The 8,918-nt window shown below is 47.8% G+C and carries 9 protein-coding genes and 1 riboswitch; of the genes, 6 read left to right on the forward strand and 3 right to left on the reverse strand.

Annotation, left to right across the window (positions count from 1 at the left end; translation table 11 throughout):
* Positions 1–61: 61 nt before the first annotated feature.
* From MHH93_RS11050 to MHH93_RS11060, 3 genes are all read right to left on the reverse strand, one after another.
* A complete protein-coding gene (locus tag MHH93_RS11050; RefSeq protein WP_036606151.1) occupies positions 62–730 on the reverse strand; it encodes a pectate lyase in 669 nt (222 codons plus the stop codon).
* Positions 731–1,079: 349 nt separating this feature from the next.
* Positions 1,080–1,955, reverse strand: a complete 876-nt coding sequence (locus MHH93_RS11055; protein ID WP_091016096.1) for a radical SAM/SPASM domain-containing protein — start codon at positions 1,953–1,955, stop codon at positions 1,080–1,082.
* A gap of 131 nt (positions 1,956–2,086) precedes the next feature.
* Entirely contained in the window at positions 2,087–2,785 is a 699-nt protein-coding gene (locus MHH93_RS11060) for an aspartate/glutamate racemase family protein (protein ID WP_500054086.1), read from the reverse strand.
* 284 nt (positions 2,786–3,069) lie between these two features.
* Positions 3,070–3,172, forward strand: a riboswitch (TPP riboswitch).
* 218 nt (positions 3,173–3,390) lie between these two features.
* Here MHH93_RS11060 and MHH93_RS11065 point away from each other — a divergent pair.
* From MHH93_RS11065 to thiE, 6 genes are all read left to right on the forward strand, one after another.
* On the forward strand, positions 3,391–4,095 hold the full coding sequence (locus MHH93_RS11065; protein WP_500054087.1) for an ABC transporter ATP-binding protein: 705 nt from the start codon (positions 3,391–3,393) through the stop codon (positions 4,093–4,095).
* Positions 4,082–4,894, forward strand: coding sequence for an ABC transporter permease (locus MHH93_RS11070; RefSeq protein WP_500054088.1), 813 nt, complete (start codon positions 4,082–4,084; stop codon positions 4,892–4,894). The genes MHH93_RS11065 and MHH93_RS11070 overlap by 14 nt, the downstream gene beginning before the upstream one ends.
* A 153-nt stretch (positions 4,895–5,047) precedes the next feature.
* A complete protein-coding gene (locus tag MHH93_RS11075) occupies positions 5,048–6,121 on the forward strand; it encodes an ABC transporter substrate-binding protein (protein ID WP_500054089.1) in 1,074 nt (357 codons plus the stop codon).
* 694 nt (positions 6,122–6,815) lie between these two features.
* Positions 6,816–7,628, forward strand: coding sequence for a hydroxyethylthiazole kinase (gene thiM, locus MHH93_RS11080; protein WP_500054090.1), 813 nt, complete (start codon positions 6,816–6,818; stop codon positions 7,626–7,628).
* Positions 7,625–8,437: a bifunctional hydroxymethylpyrimidine kinase/phosphomethylpyrimidine kinase gene (gene thiD, locus MHH93_RS11085; RefSeq protein ID WP_500054091.1), complete on the forward strand. Its 813-nt coding sequence runs from the start codon at positions 7,625–7,627 to the stop codon at positions 8,435–8,437. Before thiM ends, thiD begins: the two co-directional genes overlap by 4 nt.
* Before the next feature lie 53 nt (positions 8,438–8,490).
* On the forward strand, positions 8,491–8,918 hold a 428-nt coding region (gene thiE / locus MHH93_RS11090), incomplete at its 3' end, for a thiamine phosphate synthase (RefSeq protein WP_500054092.1).

Raw genomic sequence — 8,918 nt, forward strand, 5'->3', positions numbered from 1 at the left:
CTCCCGGTTCACTTATTTCATTGCTTCTAATGTACATTAGATGGGTATTTGTGGCAATCCCTTAATATTGCGTATTGCCGGATTGACTGGTCTTGCCTGAGGCAAATCCCTTGAACAACGTTGGTACTTTAGAATAACGGGTATTCGTAATTTTCCCTTGTGATGTGCTGCTGTCTGTACGCATAATCGAATCTTTTACATTAGAAATGTTGGAGTTATCCAGCGTCATGTTAACTGCGAAGGAAGTTCCACCATTTTGGCGAACCAGTTTGCCAATATCATCTGCACGGAAATTTTTGATGTTAATTGTTCCAGCTGCATTCATCTGGAACACTTTATCATAAGCCTTATACGCTGCCCCACCGGTAATGTTAACCGTTCCGGCAGACTTCAATGTCAGTGCATCCTCGCCCACGTCCTGCCAGACCACATTCGATATATTACAGTTGCCATAACAATGAACACCATCAGCAGCTGGTGATCCAATGTTTACGTTTTTGAGCGTGGCCCCTGCCTCCAGACGAAATACCGGTTTCTGATTCTCTGCTTGAGACCCGTCACCCAGTGTGGAGGGATTGGCTACAAATGTTTTACCTTGGCCGTCATAGGTCGTGCCCTTTGGAACCACAATGGTTGAATTTACAACGGTAGGTGCAGCCGCAGCCGGAACGGCACCAAATATAGAAGCAACCAAACCAGCGGACAGCAACAGCGTCAACATTTTTTTCATAACTTTATTCCTCCCTTATTCTCTCGTTATTTGATAGTGTACAAGCCTGAGCTTGTCCTAGAAGATCGTCAGAGGTGCACCTCTGTCCGACCCACAACCTAATCCTACCAAATAAGGAAGGTAACTAGAATAATCATTAGATCAGATATATCCTGACATCGCATAATGACTGTCATATCGGCATTTTCTGCAAGTCAGACCCTTGGAACAATATGCTGATATCAACCTCTGGTATGCTCATTTGTAACGTATATACCTCTGACTTTAATCCCCAGTAAATAAGAAAGATCACTACATTTGTCTCCAAATGTGTGATCTTGAATGGCTTCCGGCTTGCTGATATAAGATATCAGGCTCCGAATCTCTGACGGTAACCGCACTTTCGACACAACTCTTCCACAGCTTCGCGCTTGGAGAAGCCATATACCAGATTGTTCGCTCGTTCACCCTCAATAATCTCCGAGAATGACTTCTCGTGCACATTACCAAGGTTAATGACACCCTCACCATCAAGACAGCATGGAACCACCGTTCCATCTACAAGCACAGCTGCCTGACCACGCAATGCATGGCAGAAGCCTTTGCCGTCATCTTCAGGTGCATCCAGACTCGGCCACTGGAACTCATGGTCCTGATTCAGGTATACATTCGGGGCAATTTTGACCCCGCTGCCCGGAACTACTTTTTCCTCAATTCGGAAATCCAGATTGAATTCACGTTCCAATACTTCAAGGGTCTCCCGATTTCGATTCATCTGAGCATTCGTGAAGTTATCCTGCGTCAGATTCCACAGTCGGAATGAGATGATGACATTGTGTTTCACTGCCTCGTGTACAAAAGACAGAATGTTGCTCAGATATCCGTCACGGTCGGTTGAACCTTCATGCCCATCGAAGCTGTGCAGGGAGAAATTCATCTGCCGCAGCGCCGGTTTGCCGAGCAATTTATGCTGAGTCTTGGGCAATAGTGTACCGTTCGTTGTAATGTTCACCTTGAGTCCCTTCTCATGTGCGGAATCGAGCAACAGATCTATTTTGGGATGCAACAAGGGTTCACCTTTGACATGTAGATAAATATGATTGGTGTGTGGTTTAACTTGTTCCAGTATATTGTTGAAGACTTCAGGGTCAATGAATCCTTTGGCACGCTGCGTCTGTGGACAGAAGCTACACGCCAGATTACAGATACTTGTGATCTCAATATATACTTTTTTGAACGTTTTCAACTCGGGTCCCCATTCTGCCTAGGAGGGAGAACAATCCCACCTGCATTTTGTGATCCGGCCTATACGGGCCATCCCTATTATATCGAGTTCATGAGCCAAGGTAAATCAGAGAACAGGTTTATCGAGTTGAGTCAAAATGATTTGGTCAGTGCCAAATGAACAGATTCAATCGCATGAATACGTGTTGTATCAAATAACGGAACTTCTGAATCCTCTAGTTTTACTAATAATCCAATTTCGGTGCAACCTAATATGATTCCCTCAGCTCCATCATCAACCAGCCTTTGGATCACCTTTTTATAATACTCCCTTGATAAGGGCACAATTTTCCCTAAACATAATTCCTCATATATTATTTTATTGACAACTTTTCTATCCTCTTCATTCGGTATCAGAACCTTAATACCATTAAATTCAATTCGTTTTTTATAAAAGTCTTGTTCCATCGTATATTTTGTGCCGAGTAAACCAACCGTACTTATTTGGGACTTATGAATTTGATTTGCTGTTGAATCAGCAATATGTACGATGGGTAATGTCACTTTTTCTTCAATATGTTTAATCACTTTATGCATCGTATTTGTACAAATTACAATCATTTCTGCTCCTGCCTTTTCCAAAGACTGAGCAGCATTCCCCAATAATTCACCAGCACTTTCCCAATCACCTTCAGCTTGATAACGCTCGACTTCTTCAAAATCCACGCTATATAAAATGCACTTGGCTGAATGCAATCCTCCCAATTTATTTTTCACTTCTTCATTAATAATTCGATAATATTCTAACGATGACTCCCAGCTCATACCACCAATAAGGCCAATCGTTTTCATATACACTCCACCTTCCATTGAATACATCCCGAAAGCAGTATATAGAAATTTAATAGATATTGTACCGTATCTACCTGATTAAATAAACCTGCCCCAGTAAGAGGAATAGAGGGACCTGGAGCAATTCCGGCAACGGATTATTGCTTCTACCCGAATGATCTGGCTGTACAATCCAAATAATCTGACCGGAACCATTTTCAGATCAGTACTCACATTCTTTCCGAGCGCCCCTTTACATTCCACTTGAATGTGATATATGCTGAACACACAACTGCATATCTTGAACAATGCACTAGGGGAGCCTTACGGCTGAGACGAATCGAATGATTCGGACCCTTTGAACCTGATCTGGATCATACCAGCGGAGGGAAGTGGAGCGGCCTTTTGGTAAGTGGAATTTTTCATGTATGTGAAGATAAATTGCGAATTTAACTTACAGACCCACTCATTTCTCCGGAAATGGGTGGGTCTTTTTATGCTCTTTTGCAGAGCACAAGATGCCGTTGTAATTCCAGCAGTCTGACATCAAGGAGTGAGGATCAGATGACCAACCATGTAACGATGAAGAACGTTAGCTTCGCTTTTCCCGAAAAAAAGATTTACCCGTGCTCGCCAATGTGTCGTTTCAGATACAACCAGGAGAATTTGTCTCGCTCATCGGCTCCAGCGGATCAGGAAAAAGCACGCTCTTCAAGCTGCTCGCAGGCTTGCTTGAGCCAACCGTTGGCACCATTGATATAGCTGATGTGCCGCGAGGAGAACGGCTCGGACGAGTCGCCTATATGCCGCAGAAAGATCTGCTATTGTCCTGGCGGACCGTATTGGAGAACTGCATGCTGCCTGCGGAGTTGGCACCCGGCCGACAGGACAAAGACAAGCTACGGGCCAATATCATGGCAGGATTGGCAAGGTTCGGCCTGTCGGGTTATGAACAGGCCTATCCAGATGAATTGTCCGGCGGCATGCGGCAGCGGGTGGCACTGCTTCGTACCATGTTCACAGGCGGTCAGCTCATGTTGCTGGATGAACCCTTCGGTGCACTCGACGCCTTAACCAAACGAGAAATGCATCGCTGGTTGTTGGAGCTGTGGGAGGGCTTTGGCCAAACGTTTCTGTTCATTACACATGACATCGAAGAAGCCCTGCTGCTCAGTGATCGGATTATCCTGTTAACTCCAGGAGGGCATGGTCCGCAGTTACGGGAGATGACTGTTCCTTTGCCACGTCCAAGACATTCGGACATGATCTACGAACCAGCTCTCGTGCAGATGAGACGACAACTGGAGGATCAATTTCATGCAAAGGGATAAAGGTAAGGCTAGCGTCTGGACGTGGTGTTTGAAGTGGCTTTCCCAATATGGTCTGTTTATTGTGCTCATGCTCTTATTACTGGCGATCTGGGAAGCGATTGTGCGTATGGGATGGGTGCCTTCCTTCATCATTCCCGCGCCAACGGCCATCGCAGGCTCACTGGTTGAGCATCGTCGTCTGCTGCTGACCATACATCTGCCTGCGACCTTTATGGAGGTTGCTGTTGGTTTTGGAATATCCATAGTGACCGGAATTACCCTAGCAACAGGCATGCATATGAACCGATCGATTGAAAAGGCGTTGTATCCCTTTATCGTGATCAGTCAGACCATCCCGTTGATTGCCCTGTCCCCCGTATTCATCCTGTGGTTTGGCTACACATTGTGGAGCAAGGTCGCCGTGGTGTTCCTGATTGCGTTCTTCCCCATTGTAGTCAGTACATACGATGGACTCCGCCAAGGCGATCCGGAACAGCGTGAACTGCTGCTCACCATGGGCGCCAGCAAGTGGGATATTTTCCGCAAACTCCAGGTTCCGCTGGCACTTCCCTCTTTTTTCTCGGGTCTAAAGATGTCTGTAGTGTATTGCGTGGTTGGGGCAACGATTGGCGAATGGCTCGGTGGCAGCAAAGGTCTCGGATACTTCAGCCGCCGCATGTCCAGCAACATGAACACGGATGCCATGTTTGCTGCTATTTTGCTGTTATCCCTGCTTGGGATCGTTTTGTTTGTACTGATTGCCTGGCTGGAGAAACGGTTTAACACACGGCGGCATGGAGGCAAAAGAAAGACTGGATAATCTTCGAGAGTGAACCCGATTTAATGATAGGAAGTATGATTTCCAAACACCTTTTTCACATATCAGCAATTGTGTTTCAGTCATCACGTTGCCCGTTAACATCCTGCTGTTCATTTCCTACAAACCAAAACGATGAAATGAGGAACTTCATTTATGACTAACAAAGGTATATACTCCCTGCTTCCCATTATGCTCATAAGCCTGTTGCTGATCGTTAGCGGATGTGGCACCACAGGCGCCAGCCAAAATACGCCAACAACAGATTCGAAAACCAATGCACAGCAAGCAGACTCGCCTGTAACAGACCCGGCATCAGCTGCTAAAGATAAACTGTCCATCATGCTCGACTGGTACCCGAATGCAGTACATTCCTTCATCTATGTGGCCCAGGAAAAAGGATACTTTGCAGATCAAGATCTCGATGTCGACATTCAGATGCCTGCGGATACCAATGATTCACTCAAACTTGTTGCTGCTGGTAAAATCGATCTGGCTCTAAGCTATCAGCCCCAAATTTTGCTCGCGCGTGGCGAGAACATTCCTGTGCGTTCCATTGCTGCTGTTGTTCGGCACCCGCTTGTGCATCTGTTGACCGAGGCAAATAGCAACGTGAGTTCACCCAAAGATCTTGACGGAAAAACTGTCGGTTATTCTTCGATTCCGTTGTATGAAGCAATGCTACGTACGATGATCAGCCACGATGGTGGCAACCCGGATAACATGAATCTGGTCGATGTTGGGTTCGATCTGATTCCTTCCCTGGCTTCTGGACAGGCGGATGCGATTATGGGTGGTTTTATTAACCATGAACAATTGATTTTGGAGAAAGAAGGCCATGCCATGAGATCCATTAACCCTGTCGACTATGGCGTGCCTGATTATTATGAATTGGTCCTGACCGCAAGTGAAGCTGGTATTGAAGCCAAAAAAGAACAGCTGACCCGGTTCGTCAAAGCGATCCAGGAAGGACAGAAATATGTCACGGAGCATCCAGAAGAAGCCTTGAATATTCTGCTTGCTCATGAGAATGAAACATCTCCGCTTGACCCGGAGATTGAAACCAAAAGCCTGGCTATTCTACTGCCGCTCATGAACGAAGAAGGTCAACCGTTTGGTCGGCAGGAAATGGAATCGTGGGAGAATGTACGTACATGGCTCGTGGCAACCGAACTGATTCCTGAATCGGTGAAAGCCGAGGATGCTTTTATTAATCTGCAAGGAGAGTAGGTAAAGTATTGCTACGTGAATGAAGAGAAAGTGACTGAAAGAAAGGGAAATGAGAGAAAAAGAAAAGTTAGCAAGAACGATCTTCAAATCTTCCGTGAACAGAATCGAACCTTGATGTACCCTGATTAGAGCATGCCGCGAGCGCTAACGAATCTGAGACGTCCTATTCAAGGATTTGGAGCGTTTATAGAAATCTAAGAAACCTGAGACCCGCTATATCAGAATAAACAGTCATTTACAGCGCTCTAATCAAAGAATTATGGAAAATAACGTGTCTGATGTTCCTTACATTTCATAAGGAGCATTTGACGACCAAATAAGACGTCCTGGGTTCTTTAGAAACACGGTCTGACCATCCGTAAGGAAATCGCCAGAAGAGCTGCCAACTTGGTAGTGGTCTTTAAGACTCTATTGGAATGCTAACGTCCATCACCCTAATCAGGACTAGATATAGATCAAGATGATTCAGCTTGTCCTTCTATATCCAGTTACATAAATCCATCTTTATTGCGTTATGAATTGGATTTATCTTTTACATTTCTGCTTTTACCGCTGTAACGTCTCTCGTTGTCTTTACACTATTCGCCCTACTCAACATGGAGACTCATATCCTATTAATCTGCTGAGTGACTCTGCATATCGGACTTCTGCCAGTGGGGTTACTTCAAAACATTCAAAACATGGAGGAAAATATATGTCTTATCTGGAACGTGTTCGTACGCAAAATCCGCTGGTACACAATATTACCAACCTTGTCGTTGCTCCTTTTACAGCCAATGGTCTGCTCGCACTGGGTGCATCCCCTTTTATGGCCTACGCCCATGAAGAGGTCGCTGATGTCGCCAAGATGTCAGGAGCTGTAGTACTTAACATTGGTACACTCGATGACAAAGTCCTTCAGGCGATTCGACTTGCAGGCCAATCGGCTAATGTACATCATGTGCCTGTCGTGCTGGATCCCGTCGGTGCAGGCGCAACCGCCTATCGTACAGAAACCGTGCAGATGCTCGTTCGTGAGCTTCGCCTGACGGTACTGCGCGGCAATGTCGCGGAAGTTGCCAATGTCATCGGTGAGAGCTGGAATATTAAAGGTGTGGACGCGGGATCAGGTGCGGGTGACCGGATCGGCATAGCGGAGCGGGCAGCGCATAAACTTGGCTGTGTCGTGGTCATTACCGGTAAAGAAGATATCATTACCGATGGACAATCCACATTCCTCACGAGTAATGGACATGCCCTGCTCACTCAGGTCACAGGTGCTGGCTGTCTGCTAAGTTCGGTGATTGGCGCTTTTACAGCCATAGCGGAATCCGAAGACGATCTTCCAGGCAGTATTGTTGAAGCACTCGCTTTTTATGGCGTAGCAGCTGAACTGGCGGCAGAGAAGACGGCTCATCAGGGACCGGGCAGCTTCCAGATTGAATTGTTGAATCAGCTGGCACAAGTAACGCCTGACCTCTTGGCAGAACGCGCACAGATCCGTCAGATCCGTGGAGGTGCAGTATGAGTATTGCTCAAGCGCTAACCATTGCGGGCTCCGATAATGGGGGCGGCGCAGGAATTCAAGCCGATCTAAAATCGTTCCAGGAGCTTGGGGTATACGGCATGACGGTTATCACCGCTATTGCTGCCCAAAATACAACAGGTGTACAGGGTGTCTTTCCCATCCCTTACGATGGTGTCGCTCAACAATTGGACTCTACGGGCGAAGACTTTCTGCCAACCGCGGTGAAGACCGGCATGCTCTATAGCGCCGAGATTATTCGGTTAGTTGCTGAAAAGTGGCAGCAATATCGTTGGTCTAATCGGGTCATCGATCCCGTTATGGTCGCCAAAGGCGGCGCCCCCCTGCTTCAGCAGGAAGCTGTCCAGGCGCTGGTTAAGGAACTGTTGCCCCATGCCTTGATCACAACACCTAATATTCCGGAAGCGGAACTCCTTACCGGAATGTCCATCACGAATCTAAGTCAGCGGGAAGAAGCCGCGAGAAGGATTGTACAGATGGGCTCAACGTATGCTTTGGTCAAAGGTGGTCATGATGAAGGAAGTGGCATGATCGTGGATGTGCTCTACGATGGACAGTCTTTTCATTATCTGGAGAACGTTCGAGTAGTAACACGTCATACGCACGGAACGGGATGCACATACTCTGCCGCCATCACTGCAGAGTTGGCCAAGGGTTCACCTGTTCTGGCTGCTGTCACGACCGCGCGAGCATTCATTCAGGCAGCCATAGAAGATGAACTGGGGATTGGGGCCGGACACGGGCCAACGAATCATTTTGCGTATCAGCGCAGACAGAGAGGTGAGCAGTGATACGCCCTTGGGAGGCAGAAGCGGTACGACGCGCGATGCAGGTGTATTTGGTTATGGGCAGCGTCAATACGACGCATGACCCTGTGGAAGTGCTGCGCCAGGCCATTGCTGGCGGCATTACGCTGTTCCAGTTCCGTGAAAAGGGAACTGGCGCCCTGTCCGGCGAAGATCGCCTGGCGCTTGCGATGCGGCTTCGCGAGGTGTGCAGCCAGCACGGGGTGCCGTTCATCGTGAACGATGATGTGGAGCTGGCTGTAACGGTGGAGGCCGACGGCGTGCATGTCGGCCAGGATGATGCGGACGCGGCGCTGGTACGCGCCCGCATTGGAGATGGGCAGATGCTCGGCGTATCCGCCCACTCCGTTATGGAGGCGCGCCGTGCTGTGCAGGCGGGCGCCGACTACCTTGGCGTCGGGCCCATGTACCCGACGCGCTCCAAAGCGGATGCCCACGCTGTGCTGGGCCCCGCAGGGGTGGCGGA

Source organism: Priestia sp. FSL H7-0729, from assembly GCF_038005685.1.
Taxonomy (GTDB): Bacteria; Bacillota; Bacilli; order Paenibacillales; family Paenibacillaceae; genus Paenibacillus.